At 71.4% G+C, this 24,015-nt stretch carries 24 protein-coding genes; 9 read left to right on the forward strand and 15 right to left on the reverse strand.

Annotated features, from left to right (window positions below):
- Window positions 1–11: 11 nt before the first annotated feature.
- The 3 genes from ACFPQ9_RS13025 to ACFPQ9_RS13035 all read right to left on the reverse strand — a co-directional run bounded on the left by ACFPQ9_RS13025 (window position 12) and on the right by ACFPQ9_RS13035 (window position 3,064).
- Window positions 12–1,874 carry an ABC transporter ATP-binding protein gene (locus ACFPQ9_RS13025; RefSeq protein ID WP_380852383.1) on the reverse strand — a complete coding sequence of 621 codons (1,863 nt, stop codon included), beginning with the start codon at window positions 1,872–1,874 and terminating at the stop codon, window positions 12–14.
- Window positions 1,875–2,063: 189 nt separating this feature from the next.
- Window positions 2,064–2,498 carry a hypothetical protein gene (locus ACFPQ9_RS13030; protein ID WP_380851657.1) on the reverse strand — a complete coding sequence of 145 codons (435 nt, stop codon included), beginning with the start codon at window positions 2,496–2,498 and terminating at the stop codon, window positions 2,064–2,066.
- Window positions 2,489–3,064: an ATP-binding protein gene (locus ACFPQ9_RS13035; RefSeq protein WP_380851660.1), complete on the reverse strand. Its 576-nt coding sequence runs from the start codon at window positions 3,062–3,064 to the stop codon at window positions 2,489–2,491. The genes ACFPQ9_RS13030 and ACFPQ9_RS13035 overlap by 10 nt, the downstream gene beginning before the upstream one ends.
- 292 nt (window positions 3,065–3,356) lie before the next feature.
- Between ACFPQ9_RS13035 and ACFPQ9_RS13040 the strand changes: the two genes are divergently transcribed.
- From ACFPQ9_RS13040 to ACFPQ9_RS13050, 3 genes are all read left to right on the forward strand, one after another.
- The gene (locus ACFPQ9_RS13040; RefSeq protein WP_380851663.1) at window positions 3,357–4,217 is read left to right on the forward strand and encodes a helix-turn-helix domain-containing protein; all 861 of its coding nucleotides are present in this window, start codon (window positions 3,357–3,359) and stop codon (window positions 4,215–4,217) included.
- The gene (locus ACFPQ9_RS13045) at window positions 4,218–4,472 is read left to right on the forward strand and encodes a DUF397 domain-containing protein (protein ID WP_019757219.1); all 255 of its coding nucleotides are present in this window, start codon (window positions 4,218–4,220) and stop codon (window positions 4,470–4,472) included. It begins immediately after the preceding gene.
- A 101-nt stretch (window positions 4,473–4,573) separates the two neighbouring features.
- Complete coding sequence (locus tag ACFPQ9_RS13050) at window positions 4,574–5,362, forward strand: SAM-dependent methyltransferase (RefSeq protein ID WP_380851667.1); 789 nt, start codon at window positions 4,574–4,576, stop codon at window positions 5,360–5,362.
- A gap of 43 nt (window positions 5,363–5,405) precedes the next feature.
- Here the strand turns inward: ACFPQ9_RS13050 and ACFPQ9_RS13055 are convergent, their stop codons facing one another.
- The 4 genes from ACFPQ9_RS13055 to pdxR form a co-directional block, all read right to left on the reverse strand.
- Window positions 5,406–6,110 (reverse strand): fused DSP-PTPase phosphatase/NAD kinase-like protein, encoded by a 705-nt coding sequence (locus ACFPQ9_RS13055; protein WP_380851670.1) that lies wholly within the window; start codon window positions 6,108–6,110, stop codon window positions 5,406–5,408.
- Between the two features lie 135 nt (window positions 6,111–6,245).
- The gene (locus ACFPQ9_RS13060; RefSeq protein WP_380851673.1) at window positions 6,246–7,166 is read right to left on the reverse strand and encodes a hypothetical protein; all 921 of its coding nucleotides are present in this window, start codon (window positions 7,164–7,166) and stop codon (window positions 6,246–6,248) included.
- Window positions 7,163–9,505: a PEP/pyruvate-binding domain-containing protein gene (locus tag ACFPQ9_RS13065; RefSeq protein WP_380851676.1), complete on the reverse strand. Its 2,343-nt coding sequence runs from the start codon at window positions 9,503–9,505 to the stop codon at window positions 7,163–7,165. The genes ACFPQ9_RS13060 and ACFPQ9_RS13065 overlap by 4 nt, the downstream gene beginning before the upstream one ends.
- 385 nt (window positions 9,506–9,890) lie before the next feature.
- On the reverse strand, window positions 9,891–11,414 hold the full coding sequence (pdxR, locus tag ACFPQ9_RS13070) for a MocR-like pyridoxine biosynthesis transcription factor PdxR (protein WP_380851679.1): 1,524 nt from the start codon (window positions 11,412–11,414) through the stop codon (window positions 9,891–9,893).
- 47 nt (window positions 11,415–11,461) lie between these two features.
- Between pdxR and ACFPQ9_RS13075 the strand changes: the two genes are divergently transcribed.
- A complete protein-coding gene (locus tag ACFPQ9_RS13075) occupies window positions 11,462–11,995 on the forward strand; it encodes a carboxymuconolactone decarboxylase family protein (protein WP_380851682.1) in 534 nt (177 codons plus the stop codon).
- A 225-nt stretch (window positions 11,996–12,220) separates the two neighbouring features.
- On the opposite strand, the gene ACFPQ9_RS13080 is transcribed toward ACFPQ9_RS13075, so the two are convergent.
- From ACFPQ9_RS13080 to ACFPQ9_RS13090, 3 genes are all read right to left on the reverse strand, one after another.
- Entirely contained in the window at window positions 12,221–13,708 is a 1,488-nt protein-coding gene (locus ACFPQ9_RS13080; protein WP_380851685.1) for a glutamate synthase subunit beta, read from the reverse strand.
- Window positions 13,709–13,812: 104 nt separating this feature from the next.
- Window positions 13,813–14,292, reverse strand: a complete 480-nt coding sequence (locus ACFPQ9_RS13085; protein WP_380851688.1) for an anthrone oxygenase family protein — start codon at window positions 14,290–14,292, stop codon at window positions 13,813–13,815.
- 541 nt (window positions 14,293–14,833) lie between these two features.
- Entirely contained in the window at window positions 14,834–15,529 is a 696-nt protein-coding gene (locus tag ACFPQ9_RS13090; RefSeq protein ID WP_380851691.1) for a DUF2293 domain-containing protein, read from the reverse strand.
- A 300-nt stretch (window positions 15,530–15,829) separates the two neighbouring features.
- Here ACFPQ9_RS13090 and ACFPQ9_RS13095 point away from each other — a divergent pair, with 300 nt between their 5' ends.
- The 3 genes from ACFPQ9_RS13095 to ACFPQ9_RS13105 all read left to right on the forward strand — a co-directional run bounded on the left by ACFPQ9_RS13095 (window position 15,830) and on the right by ACFPQ9_RS13105 (window position 17,523).
- Window positions 15,830–16,471: a nucleoside/nucleotide kinase family protein gene (locus tag ACFPQ9_RS13095; protein WP_380851694.1), complete on the forward strand. Its 642-nt coding sequence runs from the start codon at window positions 15,830–15,832 to the stop codon at window positions 16,469–16,471.
- Window positions 16,472–16,529: 58 nt separating this feature from the next.
- A complete protein-coding gene (locus tag ACFPQ9_RS13100; RefSeq protein WP_380851697.1) occupies window positions 16,530–16,943 on the forward strand; it encodes a PPOX class F420-dependent oxidoreductase in 414 nt (137 codons plus the stop codon).
- 142 nt (window positions 16,944–17,085) lie between these two features.
- A complete protein-coding gene (locus ACFPQ9_RS13105) occupies window positions 17,086–17,523 on the forward strand; it encodes a CBS domain-containing protein (protein WP_380851700.1) in 438 nt (145 codons plus the stop codon).
- Between the two features lie 84 nt (window positions 17,524–17,607).
- Here the strand turns inward: ACFPQ9_RS13105 and ACFPQ9_RS13110 are convergent, their stop codons facing one another.
- Together ACFPQ9_RS13110 and ACFPQ9_RS13115 are read right to left on the reverse strand one after the other, a co-directional pair.
- Window positions 17,608–17,739 (reverse strand): hypothetical protein, encoded by a 132-nt coding sequence (locus ACFPQ9_RS13110; RefSeq protein WP_380851703.1) that lies wholly within the window; start codon window positions 17,737–17,739, stop codon window positions 17,608–17,610.
- A complete protein-coding gene (locus ACFPQ9_RS13115; protein ID WP_380851706.1) occupies window positions 17,730–18,857 on the reverse strand; it encodes a magnesium and cobalt transport protein CorA in 1,128 nt (375 codons plus the stop codon). Before ACFPQ9_RS13115 ends, ACFPQ9_RS13110 begins: the two co-directional genes overlap by 10 nt.
- A 348-nt stretch (window positions 18,858–19,205) precedes the next feature.
- Between ACFPQ9_RS13115 and ACFPQ9_RS13120 the strand changes: the two genes are divergently transcribed.
- Window positions 19,206–20,000 (forward strand): methyltransferase, encoded by a 795-nt coding sequence (locus ACFPQ9_RS13120; RefSeq protein ID WP_380851709.1) that lies wholly within the window; start codon window positions 19,206–19,208, stop codon window positions 19,998–20,000.
- A gap of 292 nt (window positions 20,001–20,292) precedes the next feature.
- Here the strand turns inward: ACFPQ9_RS13120 and ACFPQ9_RS13125 are convergent, their stop codons facing one another.
- Window positions 20,293–21,237 carry a carbohydrate kinase family protein gene (locus ACFPQ9_RS13125; protein ID WP_380851712.1) on the reverse strand — a complete coding sequence of 315 codons (945 nt, stop codon included), beginning with the start codon at window positions 21,235–21,237 and terminating at the stop codon, window positions 20,293–20,295.
- The gene (locus ACFPQ9_RS13130) at window positions 21,234–22,142 is read right to left on the reverse strand and encodes a pseudouridine-5'-phosphate glycosidase (protein WP_380851715.1); all 909 of its coding nucleotides are present in this window, start codon (window positions 22,140–22,142) and stop codon (window positions 21,234–21,236) included. The genes ACFPQ9_RS13125 and ACFPQ9_RS13130 overlap by 4 nt, the downstream gene beginning before the upstream one ends.
- Window positions 22,143–22,242: 100 nt before the next feature.
- Between ACFPQ9_RS13130 and ACFPQ9_RS13135 the strand changes: the two genes are divergently transcribed.
- A complete protein-coding gene (locus ACFPQ9_RS13135; protein WP_380851718.1) occupies window positions 22,243–22,671 on the forward strand; it encodes a VOC family protein in 429 nt (142 codons plus the stop codon).
- A gap of 63 nt (window positions 22,672–22,734) precedes the next feature.
- Here the strand turns inward: ACFPQ9_RS13135 and fdhA are convergent, their stop codons facing one another.
- Complete coding sequence (gene fdhA / locus ACFPQ9_RS13140) at window positions 22,735–23,961, reverse strand: formaldehyde dehydrogenase, glutathione-independent (RefSeq protein WP_380851721.1); 1,227 nt, start codon at window positions 23,959–23,961, stop codon at window positions 22,735–22,737.
- Between the last annotated feature and the right edge of the window lie 54 nt (window positions 23,962–24,015).

The following is a 24,015-nucleotide window of genomic DNA, read 5'->3' on the forward strand; positions in this document are numbered from 1 at the left end:
GGGCGTGCCGGTCAGCCCGCCTTCGGTGCGGGCACCCGCGTCGTGAACTGCTCGGCCTGGAGCGAGTACAGCTCCGCGTAGACACCGCCGGTGGCCAGCAATTCGTCCGGAGTGCCGGATTCCACGAGCCGGCCCTGGTCGAGGACGTGCACCAGATCGGCATGGCGGACGGACGCCAGCCGGTGGGTGATGAGGACGACCGTCTGGCCGGTGGAGGCCAGGGCACGGATCTTCTCGAACACCTCCAGCTCGGCCCGGGCGTCCAGGGCCGCCGTCGGCTCGTCCACGATCAGGATGCGGCCCCGCCGGTAGGCCGCCCGCGCGATCCCGAGCCGCTGCCACTGCCCGCCGGACAGCTCGTGCCCGCCGTTGAACTGGCGGGCCAGCAGGGTGTCCAGGCCGCGCGGCAGATCCGCCACCACCTCCTCCGCGCCGGCCTCGGCGACCGACGTGGCCAGGCGTTCCTCGGTGAGCGGCGCGGAGGAGCGGCCCACGGCCACATTGACCCGGGCGGTGAACGGCCAGCGCTTGAAGTCCTGGGCCACCATCGCGATGCGCTCGGCGAGTTGGTGCCGGTCGGCGCCGGCCGCGTCCACGTCGTCCCACAGGATGCGGCCCCGGTCCGGCGTGTAGAGCCCGGCGAGCAGCTTGACCAGGGTGGTCTTGCCGGAGCCGTTCTCGCCGACCAGCGCGATGATCCGGCCGAGGGGGAGGGTGAGCGTGACGTCGTCGAGGGCGGGGCGGGCGGACTCGCCGGGATAGCTGAAGCTGACGTTCTCGAAGCGGATCTCGCGGGGGTCCTCGGGCAGGGCGGCGCCGCCGACCGGGATCGCCCGTTCGGCCGCCTCGACGTAGAGCCGTTGCAGATCGCCCACGAACAGCGCCTCCTCATGGAGCGCGTTGACCTCCAGGACGAGGCTGTCCAGGCTCGACGACCCGGTGCGGATGGCGATCACGGCCGTACCCGCCACGGACAGCGCCATCGCGCCGGCCAGCAGCAGCCCGCCCAGCGTCGCGTACGTCGCGACGGTCGCGAGCCCGGTCCAGGCGGCCGCGATGAGCCCGGTGCGTGCGGCGAGCCGGGCGAGGCGGGCCTGCTCCGCCTCCGCCGTCTCCGACATCGCCCGGTAGTGGCGCAGCAGGAAGGGCCCGACGCCGTGCACCCGGATCTCGGGCGCGGCGGCGGGCTCGGTCAGCAGCCCGCTGATCAGATGGCCGGCCCGGGCGTGCTGCACCCAGGTGTGGAAGGACTCGTAGCGGCGCCGGGCGTTGGTCAGGGCGCTCCAGGCGCTGGGCAGCGTCATGGTGGCGAGGAGGGGCAGCAGGGCGGGGTGCAGCACCGCGAGCACACCGGCCGCGGCGATCAGCGAGATGGCCGCGTTCACCACGCGGGCGCTGTAGGAGATCATGCGGCGGGCGGACGAGGCGCCGTACTGCGCGGTGTCCAGCAGTTTGTGGAAGGCGTGGTCCTCGATCGCGGCCAGCTCCACGGCCGCCGCCCGCTCCAGATACAGCTCGGTCGCCACCCGCTCCACCTTGGGCTCCAGGCGCCCGGTCGCGTACGTCGACGCGGCCCGCAGCAGCGTCGAGACCACCATCACGGCGGCCATGGCGAGCAGCGCGGGAACGGCGCCTCGCAACCGCTCCGCCAGCTCCCCGGGCTCGATCAGCCGCCCCAGCACGCTGTTGACGGCGAGCAGCCCGACCGCCTGCGCCAGACCCCGGCCCACCTCGGCCGCCAGCACGGTCCGCGCGGCCCGTCGGTCGGCCTGCCAGGCGAGCCGGAAGCTCGACCCCAGCAGGGACGGCAGCCGCGTCACCATGGCCCGCAGGCTCAGCTCCAGGAACGCGTCATGGTGCTGGTTCCAGCCCATGTCGTACCGCAGCGGACCCCCGAAGAGCAGCCGCTCCGACTCCGAGACCCGGGCCTCACCGGCGCCCTGTTTCTTCCCCACCGCACATCCTCCCCCGGCCGCCCTCGACGACGGAGGGCCACTATGGCGGGGCGGGCGCGTTCGGGGGAGGGCGTAGGTGCCGGTGCGGGGTGCACGCGGGCGTGCGCCTCACGCGGTGATGTGCCTGGACCAGGTCGGGGTGGTCCCCATGACCCTGCACAGCGTCAGATACAGCGGAATCGGCGGGGTGTACGGCACCGTCCCGTCCGGGCGGTGGATCAGCCGCGGGGTGTCCATGACGACCGCCCCCGTGCTGTAGCGCACCGACGGCGGCCACTCCAGCGCGTAGTCGGAGTCGGACGGCACGATCCACCACCAGTGCACGTCGTCGGCGTACACGCACCCCACGCGCGGCAGCCGGGGCAGGACCAGGGGACCGAAGCGGGCGGGAACCGCCACCGCGTCGCAGCCCAGGGGAGCCGTCATCCCCTCCGGAACGGGCAGGCGGCGCGGGGCGGCGGATGTGCGCATGCCGCGGCGGAAGCGGACCAGCGAATCCAGGTTCAGCACCTGACCGCCGCCGGACACGCCGCTCACAGCCATGCGGATCCCGTTCCCCTGTCGTGTCGCGCCTCGGCCTCGTCGTCACCCGGTACGCCGGGCGGGCCCGGCTTGGGCCGGGACCCCCAGCCGAGGTCGTTGCGGGGTGCGCGGTCGGCGCGCGGCAGATCGGCCCAGACCACCAGTCCGGACCCGTGTTCCAGTGCCCCCCAGGCGTGGGACAGGGCGTCTATGAGAAGCAGTCCTCGCCCGTGCTCGTCCTCTGGACGTGCCGCCGACGGGTGGGGCTCACCCGGCGCGCATCCCTCGTCGCGCACGGCTATGCGCACCAGATCGGTGCCGTCGTGCAGCTCGCACACTATGTGCTCGCTCGCGGTGTGCACGATCGCGTTGGTGACCAGTTCGGACACGACGAGAGCCGCCGTGTCGCAGGTGTCCTCGCACACCGACCAGCCGTTCAGCCGCGCCCTGGTCAGGCGTCTGGCCTGGGCGGGAGAACCCGGATGCGCGGCCAGCTCGAAACGGAACCGGCGCTCGGCGCCGACGCCCCGCTGGGGGACCACAGTGGCGTCTGTTCCTAAGGGCGGGGACGGAATCACGCTTGCCACTATCGCCCCGCCGTGAACACTTGGCAAGAGTCACTCTGAAAAATGCAGAGTGCTGTGTGACTCTCTGGAAGGCCGTGGCACACTGCTCGCAACAGCATGTCGAACGGCGCCAGTTGGGATCACCGAAGATCCACCGCGATCTTCGAATAGGTCTTCGAATGGCGCCGTCGTCCTGTCGGCGTTCAGTTGATCTGCCGAGAGTCGGTCCGTCTGTCTATATTCAGTCGGTCCGACCCGGTCGGTCTGTAGGGATGCGTACGGATTCATTCGTGTTCATTCGTGGAGGTGGAGCGTGAGCGAGCCGCGGTCCGCGCCGACGGTCGGCCAGGTCGTCCTGGGTCGGCGCTTGCTGGACCTGCGGGAGCGTGCCGGGCTCAAGCGCGAGGAGGCCGCCCGCGTCCTCCGTGTCGCCCCCGCGACGGTCCGCCGTATGGAGATGGCCGAGGTCGCCCTCAAGATCCCGTACCTTCAGCTGCTCCTGAAGGCCTACGGCATCTCCGAGGAGGAGGCCGAAGCCTTCGTGCTGCTGGCCGAGGAGGCCAACAAGCCCGGCTGGTGGCAGCGGTTCCACGACATCCTGCCCGGCTGGTTCTCCATGTACGTCAGCCTGGAGGGCGCCGCAGCCCTCATCCGGTCGTACGAACCCCACTTCGTGCCCGGTCTGCTGCAGACCGAGGACTATGCGCGCGGAGTGCTGAGGTCGGGTGCCATCGGCCAGACCAGCCCCGACGAGATCGAGGGCCATGTCGCCCTGCGCATGCAACGCCAGCAACTGCTCACCCGTGAGGATGCGCCCCGGCTGTGGGTCGTGATGGACGAGACCGTGCTGCGCCGCCAGGTGGGCGGTCCGGAGGTGATGCGGGCCCAGATCGACAAACTGCTCGAAGCCACGAAGCTGCCCAACGTCACGTTGCAGGTGGCCCCGTTCGCGAACGGACCGCACCCCGGCACGTACGGGCCCTTCGTGCTGTTCCGATTTGCCATGTCAGAACTGCCGGACATGGTCTACAGCGAGTACCTGACCGGCGCCGTCTACCTGGACGCGCGCGCCGAGGTGGCGACCCATCTCGAGGTCATGGACCGCATGGCGGCGCAGGCCGCTACGGCACATCGCACGAAGGAGATCCTACGGGATCTCCGCAAGGAGCTGTGAATGGATCGCATCAAACCGCGCATACGCGTCTACAACGGCATGCCCGCGCGGGACTTGGGCAGTGAGGGCTGGCACAAGCCGTGGAGCGGGGGCAACGGCGGCAACTGTCTGGAGGCGATGAAGCTCGCCGACGGCCGTATCGCCGTGCGCCAGTCGACCGACCCGGACGGGCCGGCGCTGATCTACACCACCGACGAGATGACGGCGTTCATCGAGGGCGCCAAGGCGGGGGAGGCCGACTTCCTGCTGTCCTGAACCATTTGTCTGCCTCTTCCTCTTCCTTCTTCCCTCTTTCTCGCACAACTCCCTTGATTTGGTGCTTAGTTGATAATCCATTGCGTGTTACGGAGTGCCGTATGACCGAGATCGACACCAGCAAGCCGCATCCCGCGCGGATGTACGACTGGTATCTCGGCGGGAAGGACAACTACCCCGTCGACGAGGCCATGGGGCAGCAGATGCTCGCCCTCGACCCACGCGTCCCCGTGATGGCGCGGGTCAACCGGGCGTTCATGCACCGGTCCACCCGCTGGCTCGCCCGGCAGGGCGTACGCCAGTTCCTGGACGTCGGCACCGGTATCCCGACCGAGCCGAACCTCCACCAGATCGCGCAGCGGATCGCCCCCGACGCGCGTGTCGTCTACTGCGACAACGATCCCATCGTGCTGGCCCACGCGGCGGCCCTGCTGCGCGGCACGGAGGAGGGCGTCACCGAGTATCTGCAGGCCGATGTGCGCGATCCGGACGCCATCGTCGAAGGTGCCCGGAAGATCCTGGACTTCAGCCGTCCGGTGGCCCTCTCGCTCGTCGCGCTGCTGCACTTCGTCTCCGACGAGGACGGCGCGCACGAACTGGTCGGCCGGCTGCTGTCCGAACTCCCCTCGGGCAGCTATCTGGTGGTGACCCACGCGACCGCCGACTTCACCCCCGAGGAGTCGAAGGCGGCGACCGAGAAACTCAAGGCGGCGGGCGTGACGCTGGCCCTGCGCTCCCGCGCCGAGTTCACCCGCTTCTTCGACGGCCTCGAACTGGTCCCGCCGGGCGTGGAGGTGCCGCACCAATGGCACCCCGACCTGGGGGACCCCGTACCGGGGCAGGACGACGGGGTCATTCCCGGGTACGGAGCCGTGGGGCGCAAGCCGTAGAGCGGCTACAGCCGCGAACAGGGGCTACAGGTACGAACAGGGGCTACAGGTACGACATGATGCGCCGCGGCGCGTCCACCAGGCGGCTGATGATCGTCACCGGCAGCGGCGCCTGCTCCGCCCTGGCCGGGCTCAGGTTCAGCCCGTACCAGATCTGCTCGATCGACGGCGGTCCGACCGCGAGGTTGCGCCGGACCGCTGCCGACGGCGACTCCTCACCGGTGTTCACGAGGTACGCGGCGGACATCGCGCCGGTACGGCCGACACCCGCGCCGCAGTGCACGAACACCGGGCCGGACGCCGCCGCGACGACGTCGAGGAAGCGCTGGACCTGCTGCGGCGACGGCGTCTGACCGTCACGGATCGGCAGACGTACGACCTTCAGCCCCGCCTCGCCCGGTTCGGCCAGCTCGGCCGCGCTCATGTCCTCGGCGCGCAGGTCGACGACGGTGGTGATGCCCCTGCCCTCCAGGGCCCGGTAACCGGCCGGGGAGGGGGCGGAACCGCGCCACAGCCGGCCCTCGGAGTCCACCGGCTGGAAGTGGTTCACGCCCTGGACGGTACGCGTTCCGGCGGGTGCGGCGGTCTCCGCACGGGTCAGGTAGGACAGGCCCAGGATGCCGCCGGCGCCTGCTGCCCACAGCACGAGGTAACCGATCAGGATGCCGACGACGACCCGCAGCGCGCGCTGGGAGAGGGGGCGCTTGCGGAGGGCAGGGCGGGGCAGGGTGGCGGAGAGGACAGCCATGGGCGACCCGGGGGACTAGGGGACGGTGGGCGCCTAGGCAGGGTACCCCGGGGGTTGCGATCAATGGGTGGTAAGTCCGATTTTGTGTAGTACATCTCACTTGTCATGTCCGGTTGACCGCACGGTCCCATCCGGTCAGCGTGAGTCGTCGCCGGACTCGACGTCGTTGACGGCCACCACCGTGAGGTGCGCGCGCTCCAGGGTCGCGTCCTCCAGGCAGCCGCGCAGCCGCATGAGGTCATGGTCGCTGAGGGCGGGGCGTACGACCCCGGCGAACATGCCGTTCCCCAGGTCGCCGAGGGGCGCGTGCCGCAGTGGCACGGAGGTGGAAGCCCGGCAGCCCTCCCAGATCTGCTGCGCGGCCAGCGCCCGCCGGCCGGTCGACAGGTCCGTGCCCCGCAGATCGACCTGGACGAGGACCGAGGTCGCCTCGTGCTCGTTGGTCTCCTCCGCGCGGGTCTGCGTGAGGTCGGCGAGGGCCACGATCAGCACGGCGAGCAGCGCGACGGAGAGGGCGCCGAGGGTGGCCACGCGGGCGGTACGACGACCGGAACCCGTGCCCGGCGCCGGCAGGTCCTCCAGATCGCCGGAGGTCGCCGGATCGGGTGCGGAGAGGACGGCCAGCCGTCCGGCCAGACGCCGCTCGGCGGGCCCGGCCGTGCTCGACGCGACCTTCTGCACCACCCAGGCCAGCCCGGACAGCACCACCCCGGCGACCATCAGGACCGGCACGAAGACGTACGACCGGTCGGCCGGGTCCTCCAGCCAGCGGAACCGCCTGTCCTCCCGTGTCGTGGCCGGCTCGCGCAGCCGGGTCAGCACATCCTCCTGGCGGGCGTCCAGTTCCCGCTGCCGCCGGTCGGTGTCGCGCAGCCGCTCCTCGATCCGGTTCAGCCGCCCCAGCGTCACCAGGCCGAACAGCATGATCTCGACGACCAGCAGCAGCACGCCGCAGATCATCGCGCGCTGCCACTGCCACCGGTAGAGATAGACGATCAGGTAGGTACCCGCGCCCGTCGCGGCGAGCGCAGCGAAGACGTAGGCGATCTTCCTCATGGTGCGTCCCCCGGTCGTGCGTCCGGTCGTGGATCCAGGGGTACGTCCGGTCGTACATCCGGTCGTAGAGCCAGTGGTACGTCCGGTCGTGCTTGCGGTCGTCCGTCCGGTTGCGCAGCCGCTCGCGCGTCCAGCCGTACGTCACCGGCGGTCCCGTCGACCGCGAGCCGTGAGCCGGGCGGGAAGCGGCGGACGGCGTCCACCGCGCCGACGACCGCAGGAAGCCCGAACTCCCGCGCCAGGACGGCCAGATGCGACAACGGGCTGCCGGTCTGCGCCACCAGGCCGGTCAGGCCGGGCAGCAGCGGGGCGAGCGCGGGGTCCAGGGTGCGTACGACCAGCACGGCGTCCGCGGGCCTGGGCCCGGACCCGTCCCACACGGTTCCGACGGCACGTCCCGCGGACACGCCCCGTACCCCGTCGTCGCCCCGGCGGCGGACGTCGCGTTCGGCGGGGACGACCTGACCGTCCGCGAGCCGGAACTCGTCCGGCAGCGGGGGAGAGGCCGGTTGCGGCACGCGCGCGTGGAGGTCGGCGGGCAGGGGGCCGCCGTCCAGTACATGCGCCAGTTCCGCCCACCGCAGCAGGCCGATGCGCTCGGCGTCGATGTCCAGTCGCAGGGCCACCTCGCGGACGAGCCGTACCTGGAGTTCCTGCACCCAGCGGATGCGCAGGCGCAGGGCCTCTCGGGGCGGGAGGGTGGCTACGAGGGGGTGTGCGGGTGGGGTGGCTCTGCGGGTGGCGGTGCGGGTGCGCGTGGGAGTGGGGGTTGTGCGGGTGCGGGTGGAAGTGGGGGTTGTGCGGGTGGCGGGGGTGGTGCGGGGGCGTGCGGCGGGCACGGAGACATCCGGCAGCGGTCCGTGGCCGCGCAGGCTCGGTGCGGTGAGGGCCAGGACGACGGGGTCCGAGGCGATCACCTCATCGTCGGGAACGCCCCGGGCGCGGGCCTCGGCCAGGGCGGTGAGGGCCGTGCCGGCCGCCGTACGGCTCTTGGGCGGTTCGCGCAGGAGGGCACCCGCCAGGGCCTCCTGGGCGTGCAGCGAGACCAAGACCCGGCGGGTCCAGCGGAGCTCGGCGGCCAGGGCGGTGCCGGAAAGGGCCGCGGGGGACGGGATCTCGGCGAGCCGGCGGTCGGCGTCGGCGACCAGGTCGGTCGCCAGACCCGGCAGGGAGGCGATGAGACGGCCCATCCGCCAGGCCGCGCCGAGCCTGCGCGCTCCGGGCGCCGGATTGAGCAGCGCCAGCCAGCGGTGGCGCGGCGGCACCGTACCGAGGAGGCGCAGATCGGCGGCCGCGCGCCCGCCGACCGTCATGACCACCGGCACCGATTTGAGCAGCCGGCGCGGCGCGGTGCCCCCGATGTCGAGCGAGGTGGCGAGGCCACGGGCCATCGGTGCCACCCACAGGTCCTCCTCCAGCGGCACCAGCTGCTCGGGCAGCGTCTCCGCCACCGGACCGGGCCCGAGCAGTCGTGCCCCGCGCTCCGGCCGGGCCGCCATCGCGGTGATGGGCCTGCTCTGGAACAGCCACAGCCGCCCGGCGTCGTCGAACCCGAACTCGACGTCCTGCGGCCCGCCGAAGACCTTCCGTACCCGCCGTGCGAGCCGCGTCAGCCGGAACAGTTCGGCATGCGTGAGCAGCGGGTCGGCCGGGTCCGACGCCGACGCCGAGGCCAAGGGGGTGCCCGCCGCGGATTCAGTCCGCGCCTCCTCGGCCGCCTCAGTCCGCAGCAGCCGTCCATGTGTGCTGAGCCAGTAGCCGGTGCCGGTCCGCGTGCCGTCGACCAGGCTGTCCGGCCCGCCGCGCACCGCGCTGACCAGCACCCGGTCGGACCGCCCCGCCACCGGGTCGGCACCGAACATCACCCCGCCGACCCGGGCAGCCAGCATGGGCTGCACCAGCACCGCCATCGGCGCCGTGGACCCGTCGGGCCGCTCGGCCGAGTCGAGCACGCTCTGTACGGCCGCGAGGAAGTCCCGCCAGCCGCGCACGTCCAGCACCGAGGTGAACCGGCCCGCCAGCGACGACTCCTCGGTGTCCTCCTGCGGCGAGGAGGACCGTACGACGAGGGGGAGAGTGCCGCCGTCGGAGAGCTCGTCCCAGGCGCGCCGCAGGGCGACCATGTCGAGCATGTCGTCGCCGGTGCGGTGCGGGATCACGAACCCGGGGAGTACGGGCAGCCCGGCGCCGGCCGCGCGGGCGAGGTTCGCGGCCTTGGAGCCCATGAGCCGGCGGAGTTCGGTGCCGGGCCGGTCCAGCGGGACCACGGCCGTCGGGACCGGCGCAGGGCCGGGTGTCTCGCGGGCACCTTCTCCATGACGTTCATCCAGCGTCGTCATCGAACACCCTCCAGGACCGGCCGCCAACAGGGGGGACGCGCTGGGGTGGCCCTGCGCCTGACGACGGAACGAAGGATCTCCTGCTCCGATGATCCCACTCCTGTTTGGCCGTATGTAGCCCGGAAGCCACTTTTCGGACAGATAGAAGAACAAATCCGAATGCGGCAGTATGCCGGGCCCGGCCGACTCGTCCGGCGGCAGCAGACCGCGGCTCGTTCGCGGGCAGGAGACGGCGTGCGCGACTCCTTCGTGGGCAGGAGGCGGGTCGGCTCCCTCAGGCGTCCGGTGTCGGTTCCGGTGTCGGCTTCGGTGTCGGCTTCGGTGTCGGTTCGGGTGTCAGTGCCGGTGCCGGTTCGGGTGTCGGTTCCGGTGTAGGCCCCTCCGTTTACTCGTCCGGTGCCCGCCCAGGGGGCAGCACCCCGCACAGTGCTTCCAGCGCCGCCCCGTACGCGTGCTCCGAGGGCGTGGCATAGCCGACGACGACGCCGTCGCGGGCCGGCATCTCCCGCTCGGTCGCGTCCGGGTGCCGGAACTCGGCCAGGCCGTCCAGGGCGACGCCCTGCCAGGTGGCCGCCTTCACCGTGGACCGCTCGGTGCCGGGCGGCAGCCGCAGCACCGCGTGCAGCCCGGCGGCGACACCCGTCACCTCGACGTGCGGCGCATGCTCGGCGAGCGCGGCCACCAGGCGGTCGCGGCGGCTCCGGTAGCGCTGCCGCATACGCCGTACATGGCGGTCGTACGCCCCGGAGACGATGAAGTCGGCGAGGCTCAGCTGATCGAGGACGCTCGCCCAGGCCTCGCGCTCGCCCTTGGCCGCGAGCACGTCGCCGACGTACCGCTCCGGCAGCACCATCCACCCCAGCCGCAGCGCCGGCGACAGGCTCTTGCTGACCGAGCCGATGAAGATCACCCGCTCCGGATCAAGTCCCTGGACGGCTCCGACGGGCTTGCGGTCGTAGCGGAACTCGCCGTCGTAGTCGTCCTCCAGGACCACGCCGCCACGCGCGCGTGCCCAGTCGATCACGGCGGCCCGCCGCTCGTGGTGCAGCGGGCCGCCGGTCGGGAACTGGTGCGCGGGCGTGAGCAGCACGGCCCGCTCGCGCGCCAGCCGGTCTACGCGCGCGCCGTCCTCGTCGAGGGGGAGCGGTACGGTCCGTACGCCCGCGGCGGCGAGCAGTTCCCGGTGGAAGCCGAGCCCGTACGCCTCCACGGCCAGCGGCCCGCGCAGCACGCCGCCGCCTCCGCCTTTGTCCTGGCTGAACAGCAGCCGCAGGGCGTGCGCGAAGCCGGAGCAGATCACGATTCGGTTCGGCTCGGTGCGTACGCCACGCGCGCGTGCCAGGTACTCGACGAGCGCCTCGCGCAGTTCGACGCGTCCGGCGGGGTCGCCCGGCCCGAAGACCTCGTTCGGCGCCTGCTGAAGGGCCCGCCGATAGGAGGCCAGCCAGGCGGCCCGTGGGAACGCCGACGCATCCGGCGTGCCCTGCCGCAGGTCGTGCCGAGGGCCACGCGCGCGTGGCGGCGCCTTGCGGGGCACCCGCTCGGCGCGCCGCAGCGGCTCGGCACGCTCGGCCACCCTCGTCCCCGACCCCTGCCGGGCGGTGAGCCAGCCCTCGGCGACCAGTTCCGCGTACGCGTCGGCCACGGTGTTGCGGGCGACCCCGAGGTCAGCGGCGAGTGAACGGTACGGCGGCAGCCGGGTTCCCGGCGCGAGCCGTCCACCGCGCACGGCGTCGCGCAGCGCGCGGGTCAACATGGCCCGCCGTCCGCCGGGCCCGGACGACTCCGAGAGGTCCAGGTGCAGGTCGGCGCCGACCACCCGCGCCTCGTCGACCCATGCATCGAACCCTGGGCCGCCCGCTGGGTCGTCCCCTGAATCGACTGCTGAATTGACCCATGAATCCGCCATGGAAATGCACCCTACAGCCGGTCTTTATGGCCCGTAGGTTGGTCCACATGACGACGAACACGATCGAGAACAACACCGGCCTCGGCATCGGCATCGACCTCGCCGGGGCCATCACCGAGGCCGAGGCCGCCCGCACCCGACTGGACTTCGCGAAGTTCGCCCCCAAGGTCTTCCGCGCGATCGTCGGCTTCGACGCCGCCGCCCGGGAGGGCCTCGACCCGGCTCTCGTCGAACTGATCCAGATCCGCGCCTCGCTCCTCAACCAGTGCGCCTACTGCCTCCACATGCACACCAACGACGCCCGCAAGGCCGGCGAGAGCGAGGACCGGCTGCACCTGGTCGCCGTCTGGCGCGAGGCCCGCCACTTCTTCACCGAGCGCGAGCAGGCGGCCCTGGCCCTCACGGAGGCGGTGACCCTGGTCGCCGACGGAGGCGTTCCGGACGAGGTCTACGCACAGGCCGCGGCCCACTTCGACGACACGGAACTGGCCCATGTACTGGCCCTGATCATGACGATCAACACATGGAACAGGGTGGCGCTGGCCACGGCGAAGGTGGCGGGGACGGACGAACGCCGCTGACGAGCCATCGCCCTCGGCGTCAACCGGAGCCATCGGGCCCCCGACATCAAGCGGAGCCATCGGGCCCCCGACATCAAGCGGAGCCATCGGCCCTCGGCATCTAGCGGAGCCATCGGCCCTCGGCATCTAGCGGAGCCATCGGCCCCGGCCTCAAGCGGAGCCATCGGCCCCGGCCTCAAGCGGAGCCATCGGCCCCGGCGCCAGGTGAAGCCATCACTTCCGGCGTCAAACGGCCATGGGTCGGTCGAACGGCGAGATCGGTGCCGGCAGCCTCGAACTCCCGGTCAGGTGATGATCGACGGCCGCCGCCACCGCTCGCCCTTCGGCGATCGCCCACACGATGAGCGACTGCCCCCGGGCGGCGTCCCCGGCGGCGAACACGCCCGGCACGTTCGTCGCGAACCCGGCGTCCCGCGTGATCGTGCCGCGCGGCTGCATCTCCAGCCCCAACTGCTCGATCAGCCCGTCGGTCCGGTCGGGCCCGGAGAAGCCGAGGGCGAGCAGCACCAGGTCGGCAGGCAGCGTCCGCCCGGTGTCCGGCATCGGACGGCGCTGCGCGTCCACCTCGACCAGGTGCAGCGACCGTACGTTCCCGTCGGCGTCGCCCGTGAAGCGGAGCGTGGACGCCGCGAACAGGCGCGCGTCCGCGTCCGCCGCCGGCGCGGTCTCCAGGTCGCGCGCCTCCTCGTGCGCGGCCGAGAGCCGGTAGATCTTCGGGTACGTCGGCCAGGGCTCGGCGTCGTCGTCCCGTTCGGCGCCCGGCTGGGCGTAGATGTCCAGCTGGGTCACCGACGCGGCACCCTCGCGCACGGCGGTGCCCAGGCAGTCGGCGCCCGTGTCCCCGCCGCCGACGATGACGACATGCTTCCCGGCCGCGGACATGGGGGACGACTCCAAGTCACCCTCGCACACCCGATTGGCCAGCGGCAGATACTCCATGGCCTGCTGGATTCCGCTCAACTCCCGCCCAGGCACGGACAGTTCACGCCACGCCGTCGCACCGGTGGCGATCACGACCGCGTCGTAGCGCGACCGCAGCTCCGCCGCCCCGATGTCCCGCCCGACCGCCGTCGACGTACGGAACTTCGTCCCCTCGGCCCGCATCTGCTCGATCCGTCGCTCCAGATGGTGCTTCTCCATCTTGAACTCGGGGATGCCGTACCGCATCAGGCCGCCGATCCGGTCGTCCTTCTCGTACACCGCGACCGTGTGCCCCGCCCGGGTCAGCTGCTGCGCCGCCGCGAGCCCCGTGGGCCCCGAGCCGATGACCGCCACCGTCCGCCCCGACAGCCGGTCCGGCGGCCGGGGCGGAGCGAACCCCTCCTCCCACGCCCGGTCGCCGATGGCGCACTCGACGTTCTTGATGGTGACGGCCGGCTGATTGATCGCCAGCACACACCCCGCCTCGCACGGCGCCGGGCACAACCGCCCCGTGAACTCGGGGAAGTTGTTCGTCGCGTGCAGCCGGTCCGCCGCCGCCCGCCAGTCCTCCCGTGACACCAGGTCGTTCCACTCGGGGATCAGATTCCCCAGCGGACAGGCGTCGTGGCAGAACGGGATGCCGCAGTCCATGCAGCGATCGGCCTGCTTGCTGATAATCGGCAGCAGAGCCCCCGGGACGTACACCTCGTCCCAGTCCCCGACCCGCTCCTCGACGGGCCGGCGTGGCCAGTCCTGGCGGGGGGTGGTCATGAAACCCTTGGGATCGGCCATGGCCGTCTTCCTCGCGTGCGCGTGCGGCACTCTCCCGGCCACGATACGTCTCACCGGTCACGTGCGCAGAGTGGAGGGACAGCGCTTTCTCGGGGGTATCGCCGTCAACTGACCGCCAGCACGTACGACACCGTCGCGGCGGCCGAGGCGACTGTCCGGACGTGGTTCCACGCCGTCCACTCCCGCACGTACGTCGACCAGTAGGCGGCCGCCTCCTGGGTGCCCGCGTCCAGCTTCATCAGCGCGTCGTTGCGGGGCACGTTCGCCACCATGGTCACCCCGAACGAGCCGAACAGATACAGCGCGCTGCCCAGCAGCAGCTCCACGGTTCCCTCGTCCGGCCAGAGCACGAACGTCACCACGGCGATCACCGCGCACAGCACCGCGGTCCCGATGAACACCAGCATGAACGCCGGCATCAGCGCGGTCACATTGATCGCCTTCATCGCGGCGACGCCCTGCGCGGGCGGCAGCGAGGCGAGCCCGCGCATCACGAAGGTCGAGAAGGCGCAGAAAACGCCGGCCACGAGGCCGGTGCCGACCACCCCGATCACGATCAGTACGAAGTACGGCCCATCGATCATGTCAACATCAACTCCCGCATCCCGCCGGGATCCTGCCCGGCGCCCGTCCGTCACTTCAAGTGAAATCCTGTACGAGATCAGTGACCATGGCCGAACGACGCGACCGCATGCGCGAACGTCCAAGGTGGGTGGTGCTGGCGCTGGGTGGTGCCGGGGTGGTGTGGGGAGGCGGGCGGAGGCGAGAGAGGCGGGGGGTGTGGGAGACGGGGGAGGCGGGGGTGTGGGAGACGGGGGAGGCGGGGGGTGTGGGAGGCGGGGGAGATGTGAGCCCGTCGCGCGCCTCTGGGACCGAGCGCGTCGCCTGCCGGGTGCGCGAGGTTGTCGTGGGTGGGGAGTGGGAGCTTCGGCTGGGAGCGGGGGTTGCGGGGTGGGGGGCGTTGGGGATGCGAGCTCGGTCGGTGTCGGGAGGCGAGTTCGTCGGGAGCCGGGCGCGGGAGCTTTGTGGGTCGGGGCGCCTGCCGGGAATCACGAGCTTTCGCGTCCCGGGAACATGACCCCTCGCGTGCCGCGAAACCGCCCCGCGCATGCCGACGCTCCACCGTCAGCCGGCCTCGGACACCCCCGCCCGCCACGCCCCCAACGTCGTCTCCACCACGGCCCCGATCCGTCGCCGTGCCTCGTGCCGCGGCACACCGCCCATGAGCAACCGGTCATACGGCGTGTCCATGTGCCGCACGGATGCCACGACCGCCGACGTCACCGCCACCTCCGTCAACGCCCGCCCCGCCGCGCTCCGCCCCACCCGACCACTGCCCCGAACCGACGCATGCCCGGCGATGTCCCGCGCCCGGTCCGCCGGGCACCCCGGGAACAGCCTCCGTATCTCCGCCGCGAACACCTCCGCAAACCGCACGTCCTCCTGAGCCCGACGCCGCGCGTCCCGCATCCGTCGCCGTCGCCGGGCCTCCGCGTCGGCCAGGCACCGTTCCTCGGCCCGGGCCAGCCCCGCCTCCTCGACGAGAACACCCTGCCGCTCATAGCGCCCCTTGCGCCGGTTGAACCGCACCACCACCGCCGACAGGGCGCTCTCCTCCCGCGACCGACGCGTCAACGCCGTGTCGCCGCGCGGCAGGAACACCAGGTGCCCGAGATCGGCACAGTCCAGACACCGTGGCGCACCGTCCTCCAACACAAGCATCTGCAACGGCCCCGCATGACACTCCCCGCAGTGCCGCCGCTTGAGGGGTTGAATCACGAGAAGTCCGGTGCGGTGCGGGGGAGTTGTGAGGGGTGCCATACCGGGTTCATTCCCCTCGTATCGAGGTCGAGGAACTCGCCGACGGCCGTCGGGGCCGCCCGACGGGGCCGCCTGATCGCCGGGGATGTCGCGTTCGGCCGGGAGTAACCAGCTGACCGGGCCGAACACGCGGTGCGGCCGACCTTCCACCTTTCTTGGGCTCACCCCCCCCGCCCGGCCGAACGGTCCTGCCCCCGAACGGTCCTGCCCCCAACCCCACCGCGCCCGTGCCCGCCTCACCTTCGCAACGGATCTCTTCACCCCGGACCGCAACGCACCCCGCCCGCCTCCTGTCGCATCATGGGCCGTGTGCGACTGGAAGCGATCACCTGGGACCGGCTCGGCGAGCATCTGGCCGAGCGGCTGCTCGATCTGAAGCCGGCCGACGGCAGCCCTTGGCCGCGCATCGCCTTCGACGGTGCCCCGGCTGCCCGTCCCGGCGACCTCGCCGAGCGCGTGGGCGAGGCGCTGCACATACGCGGCCGTCCCTCGCTCACCGTCGGCACGGAGGGTTTCCTGCGCCCCGCCTCGGTCCGCCTGGAGTACGGCCACCGGGACGTCGAGGCGTACTACGACGGCTGGGTCGACACCGGCGCCCTGTGGCGCGAGGTCTTCGGCCCTCTCGAACCCGGCGGCGACGGCCGCGCCCTGCCCGACCTGTGGGACCCGGTGATCGACCGAGCCACCCGCAGTCCTCACGTCCAACTCCCGCCCGGCGGCTTCCTGTTGCTGCACGGCCCCCTCCTGCTGCGCCACTGGTTCCCCTTCGACCTGACCGTCCACGTCCTCCTCTCACCCGGCGCCCTGCGCCGCCGTACCCCCGAAGCCGAGCACTGGACCCTCCCCGCGTTCGAGCGCTACGCCCAGGAGACCGACCCGGCCGCCACCGCGGACGTCCTGGTGCGTGCCGACGACCCACGGCACCCGGCGTGGAGCGGATGAGGAGATCGGAATCGCTAAAGGACTTCTATATGCACGTGCATTTAAATATCCTGTTGGCATGACGACCTCCGCACATGATCCGATCTCCTTCGACGACTCCGTCCGCACGCTGCTCGACGGCAAGAACTTCGCCAGCGTGGCCACCCTCGGCCCCGACGGCGCTCCTCAGAACTCGGTGGTCTGGATCAAGCGCGAGGGCGACAGCGTGCTCTTCTCCTCGGTCGACGCCCGTCAGAAGGTGCGCAACCTCCGTCGTGACCCCCGCATCAGCGTCTCCGTCTACGACCTCACCAACCCCTACTCCTCCGTCGAGATCCGCGGCATCGCCGAGATCGTCCCTGACGAGGCCAAGCGGCTCCCGTTCGAGCTCTCGCACAAGTACCTCGGCATCGACCCGCCCGCCGAGAAGGACGACGAGACCCGCGTGATCATCCGCGTCGTCCCGCGGAAACTCATGCGCTTCTCGGCCTGATCGCCGCCCCTTCGCCCGCCGCCGATGGCCGTTACCACTCGGTTCCGGGTGCATGGGCCGGACGCCACGGCGAGAATGAAGGGCGCCGGGACTAGCGGTGCGTCCCGCGCCGCGCCGGCCGTCCGGCATCGGGAGGTAGTCCATGACCACTGCCGGAGACATCATGCACCGAGGCGCCCAGTGGATCCCGGCCCACGAGACCCTGGACCGCGCCGCCCAGCTGATGCGTGAGCTGGGTGTCGGAGCCCTGCCCATCAGCGATCAGAACGAACGGCTCTGCGGCATCCTCACCGACCGCGACATCGTCATCGGCTGCGTGGCCATGGGCCACGACCCGAGCACGATCACCGCCGGCGAGATGGCACAGGGCACCCCGCGCTGGATCGACGCGAGCGCCGACATCAGCGACGTGCTCCGGGAGATGAAGGATCACCAGATCCGCCGGCTCCCCGTCATCGAGAACAAGCGCCTCGTCGGCATGATCAGCGAAGCCGATCTGGCCCGGAGCCTGCCGGAGGACGAGATCGGTCCATGGGCCGAGAGCGTCTATGCCATGAGCGGGCCGCCCAGGACGCGTTGACCCAACGCCGCCGTGAGAAGGCGACGCCCTGACAAGACAGCACACCCGACAACGCGACTCGCTGACTCGGCGAACCCCCGCACCTCACGGGTCGTCCTCGTTCGGCCGGCCGTGCTGGCCGTGCTGGCCGTGCCGGACGAGGGCGCGTCGGAGTTCGAGGGCGATACCGCGGGCAGCACGCCGGTCGGTGACCGGTGTTCCCCGTGTCAGAGCCACCCGTTGCGCCGGAAGCCGCGGTACAGCACCACGCACGCGACCGATATGACGCCGATGACCAGCGGATAACCGAACGTCCAGCGCAGTTCCGGCATGTAGTCGAAGTTCATGCCGTAGACACCGCACACCATCGTCGGGATGGCGATGATCGCGGCCCAGGCGGTGATCTTCCGCATGTCCTCGTTCTGCGCGACGGTGACCTGTGCCAGATGCGCCTGGAGGATCGAGTTGAGCAACTCGTCGAAGGCGAATATCTGTTCCTTGGCCCGCAGCAGATGGTCGGAGACGTCGCGGAAGTAGGCCTGTATCTCCGGCTCGACCACCCGTATGGGGCCCGTGGCGAGCTCCTCCAGCGGACGGCTCAGCGGAACCACGGCTCGCTTCAACTCCAGCAGCTCTCGCTTGAGCTGGTAGATCCGCCCCGGGTCGGCCCGCGCCCCGTTCTCCGCGAACACGTCCGTCTCGACCTCGTCGATGTCCTCCTGCACCGAGTCGGTGACGCTCAGATAGTCGTCGACCACGTGGTCCGCGATGGCGTGCAGCACCGCCGCCGGGCCCTTGGCGAGCTGGTCGGGGTCGGACTCCAGCTCCTCGCGCAACGGTCCCAATGAGCCGTGCCGTCCATGGCGCACCGTGATCACGAAGTCCCGGCCGACGAACACCATGATCTCGCCGGTGTTCACCACTTCGCTCGTCGCCGTGAGCTTCTCGTGCTCGACGTAGCAGACGGTCTTGAACACCGCGAACAGCGTCTCGTCGTAGCGCTCCAGCTTCGGCCGCTGATGTGCCTCGACCGCGTCCTCGACCGCCAGCGGGTGCAGGTCGAAGAGTTCGGCGATGCCCGCGAACTCCCCGTCCGTCGGCTCGTGCAGGCCGAGCCAGACGAATCCGCCGCCCCGCTTGCGCACTCTCTGCACGACGTCGACCAGATCACCGGTCTCCGGGACCCTCGCCCCGTCCCGGTATGTCACGCAGTTCACCACGGAGGAGCCCAGCGGGGACCTGGCGGGGTGGCTGAGGTCGACGCGGGGGCGCCGTCGAGCCAGCCGTGCCACCTTGCGCAGGCCGCCGACCCTGTCCAGGCCCGTGACCTTCCGCAGATTCCCTGCCATGGACATCTGGATCTCCTCGTGTGGTTCCTTCGCGCCACATCTCTGCGCCTTGGCCTGCCAGTTTGCCAGCCGTCGGTGAGTGCCGGGTAAGCCTGTGGGCATCACCGATTCCGCTTTGTTCCCGCCTGTGGACAACGGGCCTGCCCAGGTAGGACGCAGCCTTCCCCGGGCTGGATGCACCACTCCGCCTCGGTGTGGGCCCCGCTCCCACCGTTTCCCACCGATTCCCCTGTCATGCCGACCCGCCTGCCATCGGCCACGAACCCCGCCCTCGCCGGGCCCGGCGTCCGCCATCTCGTCGTAGGCGCCGCGTCGCCCCCTCAAGACGAGTGGCGCAACTGGAATGATCGCTGCATGACGCGAAACGACGGATATCTCCTCGACAATCGGCAGACCGAGGCGGGCGAACGTTTCGACGCTTTCGCCACCCTCTTCGACCCCACGACCCTCCGGCACATCGAAGGATTCGGCATCGGACCCGGCTGGCGCTGCTGGGAGGTCGGCGCCGGCGGTACGTCCGTGGTGTCCTGGATCGCCAAGAAGGTCGGCCCGACCGGCAGGATCGTCGCGACCGACATCGACACCTCGCAACTCGCCTCCGCCGCCCGGCCGCCCGTGGAGGTCCGGGTCCACGACGTGAGCGCCGACGAACCGCCGGGGGAGGGGTTCGACCTGGTGCATGCCCGGCTCGTCCTGGTCCATGTGCCGGACCGGGAACGGGCGTTGCGCACGATGATCGAGTCCCTGCGTCCTGGCGGGCGGCTCCTGATCGAGGACGCCGACCCCACCCTCCAGCCCCTCATCTGCCCCGACGAGTACGGCCCCGAGCAGCAGCTGGCCAACCGCCTGCGCCACGGCTTCCGCAAGCTCCTCGCCGACCGCGGCGCCGACCTCTCCTACGGCCGCAGACTCCCGCGGCTGCTCCGCGAGGCAGGTCTGAACCACGTGACGGCCGATGCGTACTTCCCGATCACCTCGCCCGCCTGCGCCGCCCTGGAGTCCGCCACGGTCCGCCAGATCCGCGACCAATTGGTCGCGGAGGGCATCGCCACGGACGAGGACATCGACCGCCACCTCGCGAACGTCGCCTCCGGCACGATGGATCTGGCCACGGCCCCGCTGATCTCGGCATGGGGCCGCAAGCCATAGCGAAGAGCCCGCGATCCCCTCACCCCATCTCATCGGCGACGCCACCCGCCAGCGCCGGCCTCCCGCCCCACCCGTTTCCCGTCCCGTCGGTGACGCTTCTCGCCCACGGTGGCCTGCCCGCGATCCCTCATCCCGTCGGCGACGCCCCGCGCCCCGTCGGCTTCCCCACCACCCACACCCTCGTCCCGTCGGTCACGTCCCCCACCGCCAGTGCGCTCCCCGCCGGCCTGTTCCCGTCCCGTCGGCGACGCCGCTCGCCCGTCGGCCTCCCCACCACCCGTCCCCCGCCCCGTCACCCACCCCTCGACGGCCTCCCGCCCACCCGTTCCACCGCCAGTGCCCCCGCACGGCACCCCTCCATTGCCGCCTTCTCCGGGGTGGCGCCGGTGAGCAGGGTGGTGAGGAAGGCGCCCGTGAAGGCGTCGCCCGCACCGGTGGTGTCCCTCGGCTCGGCCGGCACGGCGGGGACGTGGGCGATGACCGTGCCGGACCGGGCCACCAGCGCGCCGTCGGCGCCCTGCTTGGCGACCACCAGCGGGACATGGCGGCTCAACTTGGCGGCCGCGTCCGCAGCGTCCGGCAACCCAGTGAGCAGGCATGCCTCGTCACGGCTGGGCAGCAGGACGTCCACGCCCTCCACCAACGCCAGGAATCGGTCCACGCCCAGTTCCACGAGGAAGCCTGCCGACGCAGGATCCAGGCTCACCTGCACGCCACGCGCGCGTGCAGAAGAGAGAGCCTTCGTCACCAGCACTCGGCTCGACGCGGAGAACAGCAGGTAGCCCGACAGGTGCAGCCAGGCGACACCGTCGAGGAGCGCGTCCGACCAGTCGCGTGGCTCCAGCCGCAGGGACGCGCCGCTGTCGGTCAGGAACGTCCGCTCGGCAGCCGCACCCGTGTCGACCAGGCAGATCACCGTCCCCGTCGGCGCCTGCGGATCGACGACGAGACAGGGCCGCACCCCGCTCGCCGTCAGCTCCCGCTCGTGCCACTCGACGGCGTCCGCGCCCACCCGCCCCAGCAGCCGTACCTCACGAGCGCCCCGATGCGCGGCCCAGCAGGCCACATTGGCGCCCGCGCCACCCGGCATCGTCCGGATGGCCGCGGTTGTGTCCGTGCCCGAGGCGAGCGGCCCCCGATGCCGGGCGATGACGTCCGTCACCACATCCCCGACGACCAGCAGCGCGCCGTCCCGAGGGCTCAGGACGCCCGGAGCGCCGGACGGCGTCGCGCTCACGCCCCCGCCCAGGCCGCCGCGATCCGGGCCGCCAGTCGTACGTTGCCGCGCACTGCCGCCAGGTTCGCGCTCAACGAGGCCCCGTCGGTGTGCCGTACCAGGTAGTCCAGCAGGAACGGCGTGACTGCCTGCCCGGTGACGCCGTGCTCCTCGCATGCGTGCAGCGCGTCGGCGAGCACACGCGCGTGCAGCTCCGGATCCAACTGTTCCGCCTCAGGCACAGGGTTGGCGACGATCAACGCCGACTCGGGCCCGTCGAGCCGGTCCTGAGCGCGCATCACCTCGGCCGCCTCCTCCGGTGACCGGAGCGTCCAGTCCACGGGGTGACCCGAGTCGGAGAGGTAGAAGCCGGGGAAGCGCTCCGTGCGATAGCCGGCCACCGCGACACCCAGCGTCTCCAGCCGCTGCAGGGTCGCCGGGACGTCCAGGATCGACTTCACCCCGGCGCACACCACCGTGATCCGGGTACGCGCGAGCAGCCCCAGGTCGGCCGACTCGTCCTGCGTCACCGTCCACTCCCGATGCACACCGCCGAGCCCGCCCGTCGCGAACACCCGCACGCCCGCCAGGGCCGCCAGCAGCGCCGTCGCAGACACCGTGGTGGCCCCGCTCGCCCCGGTGGCCACCGCGAGCGGCAGGTCCCGGTGCCCCAGCTTGCGGATTCCGTCCTCGTTCGCGACCCGCTCCAGCTGATCCTTGTCCAGGCCGACATGAGGGCGCCCGTCCAGCACGGCGATCGTCGCCGGAACGGCGCCCTCCCGCCGTACGACGGCCTCCAGCTCCAGCGCCACCTGAAGATTGCGCGGGCGCGGCAGCCCGTGCGCGATGATCGTGGACTCCAGGGCCACCACGGGTCGACGCGCGTCAATCGCTTCCCGTACCTCTTCCGACACCACCAGCACCACGCGCCCGCCTCCTGTCCGTCGGTACTCCCTCATCTCTGGCGGGCGCCGTGCCCGATCAAACCCCTTGCGGCCTGTGGTGCACGACACCAGCCTTGGCTGCATGAACGATCACACTGCACGTCTCGACCACGTCGTCCTCTGGGTACGCGACCCCGAGGCGTCGGCCGACTTCTTCGAGAAGGCGGTCGGCATGGAGCCGGTCAGGCTCTCGGAGTTCTCCGCCGGGGCGGCTCCGTTCCCCTCCGTACGTCTCAACGAGGAGACCATCCTCGACCTCATGCCGCTCACCATGGCGGAGCGCATGAAGATGCTGCCGGGCGCCACCGAGAGCTCCGGGCACCCGGTCAACCACGTCTGCGTGGCGCTGCCCGGCGACGACTTCGACACCCTGCGCGCCCGCCTGGAGGAGCACGGCGCACCGATGTCGGACATCTCCCGCGACTCCTTCGGCGCGCGCGGAAAGGCCACACGCAGCTTCTACTTCCGCGACCCCGACGGCAACGTCTTCGAGGCCCGCCACTACGACTGACGGCCGCGAATGGGGGCCACGCGTGCGTGGCCCCCTCGCAGGCGCCTGCGCGCGTCGTTGACGTCAGACCGGCTGGAGCCCGTCCAGCACCCCGTGCGGGTTCAGCACGTACTTGCGGCTGACGCCCTGATCGAACTCGGCGTAGCCCCGCGGCGCGTCCTCGATCCCGATCACGGTCGCGTTGACCGCCTTGGCGATATGCACCCGCTCGTGCAGGATCGCCATCATCAGGCCCCGGTGGTACTGCATCACCGGGCACTGTCCGGTCGTGAAGCGGTGACTCTTGGCCCAGCCGAGGCCGAGCCGCACCTTCAGCGTCCCGGACTTCGCGTCCTCGTCGATCCCTCCGGGGTCGTCCGTGACGTACAGGCCGGGGATGCCGAGCGCGCCGCCCGCGCGCGTGATGCTCATCAGCGAGTTCAGGACCGTCGCGGGCGCCTCCTCGGCGTTGCGGCCGTGTCCGCGCGCCTCGAAGCCGACCGCGTCGACCGCGGCGTCCACCTCGGGCTCCCCGAGGATCTGCGCGATCTGCTCGCCCACATCGCCCTGAGAGACATCGACGGTCTCGCAGCCGAAGCTGCGCGCCTGGGCGAGACGCTCGGCGTTCAGATCGCCGACGATGACGACCGCGGCCCCCAGCAGATGCGCCGAGGCCGCCGCCGCGAGCCCGACCGGCCCCGCCCCCGCGACGTACACCGTCGAGCCGACGCCCGCACCGGAGCTGACCACACCGTGGAAGCCGGTGGGGAAGATGTCCGACAGCATCGTCAGGTCGAGCAGCTTCGCGCGCGCCTGGTCCCGGTCGGGGAACTTCAGCAGATTGAAGTCCGCGTACGGGATCATGGCGAACTCGGCCTGCCCGCCGACCCAGCCGCCCATGTCGACATAGCCGTACGCCGCCCCCGGCCGCGCCGGGTTCACGTTCAGGCAGATGCCGGTCTTGCGTTCCTTGCAGTTACGACACCGCCCGCAGGCGATGTTGAACGGTACGGAGACGATGTCGCCCACCTCGATGGTCTCGACGTCCGGCCCCCGCTCGACGACCTCTCCGGTGATCTCGTGTCCGAGGACCAGCCCTTCCGGCGCGGTCGTACGCCCGCGCACCATGTGCTGGTCACTACCACAGATGTTGCTCGCCAGGACCTTGAGGATCACCCCGTGCCGGCACTTGCGGCCGACGTTGTCGCGGGCGACTCCCGGTCCGTCCTGAAGCTCGAGCGTCGGAAAGTCGATGGTCCTGACCTCGACCGTGCCCGGCTTGAGATACGCCACTGCCCTGTTTCCGCTCATGCGTGATCGCCGTCCCTTCGGCTCCGTGTCTTCCGGATGCCAGTCGGATGCCAG

This window comes from Streptomyces coerulescens (assembly GCF_042657965.1).
GTDB lineage: Bacteria > Actinomycetota > Actinomycetes > Streptomycetales > Streptomycetaceae > Streptomyces > Streptomyces coerulescens.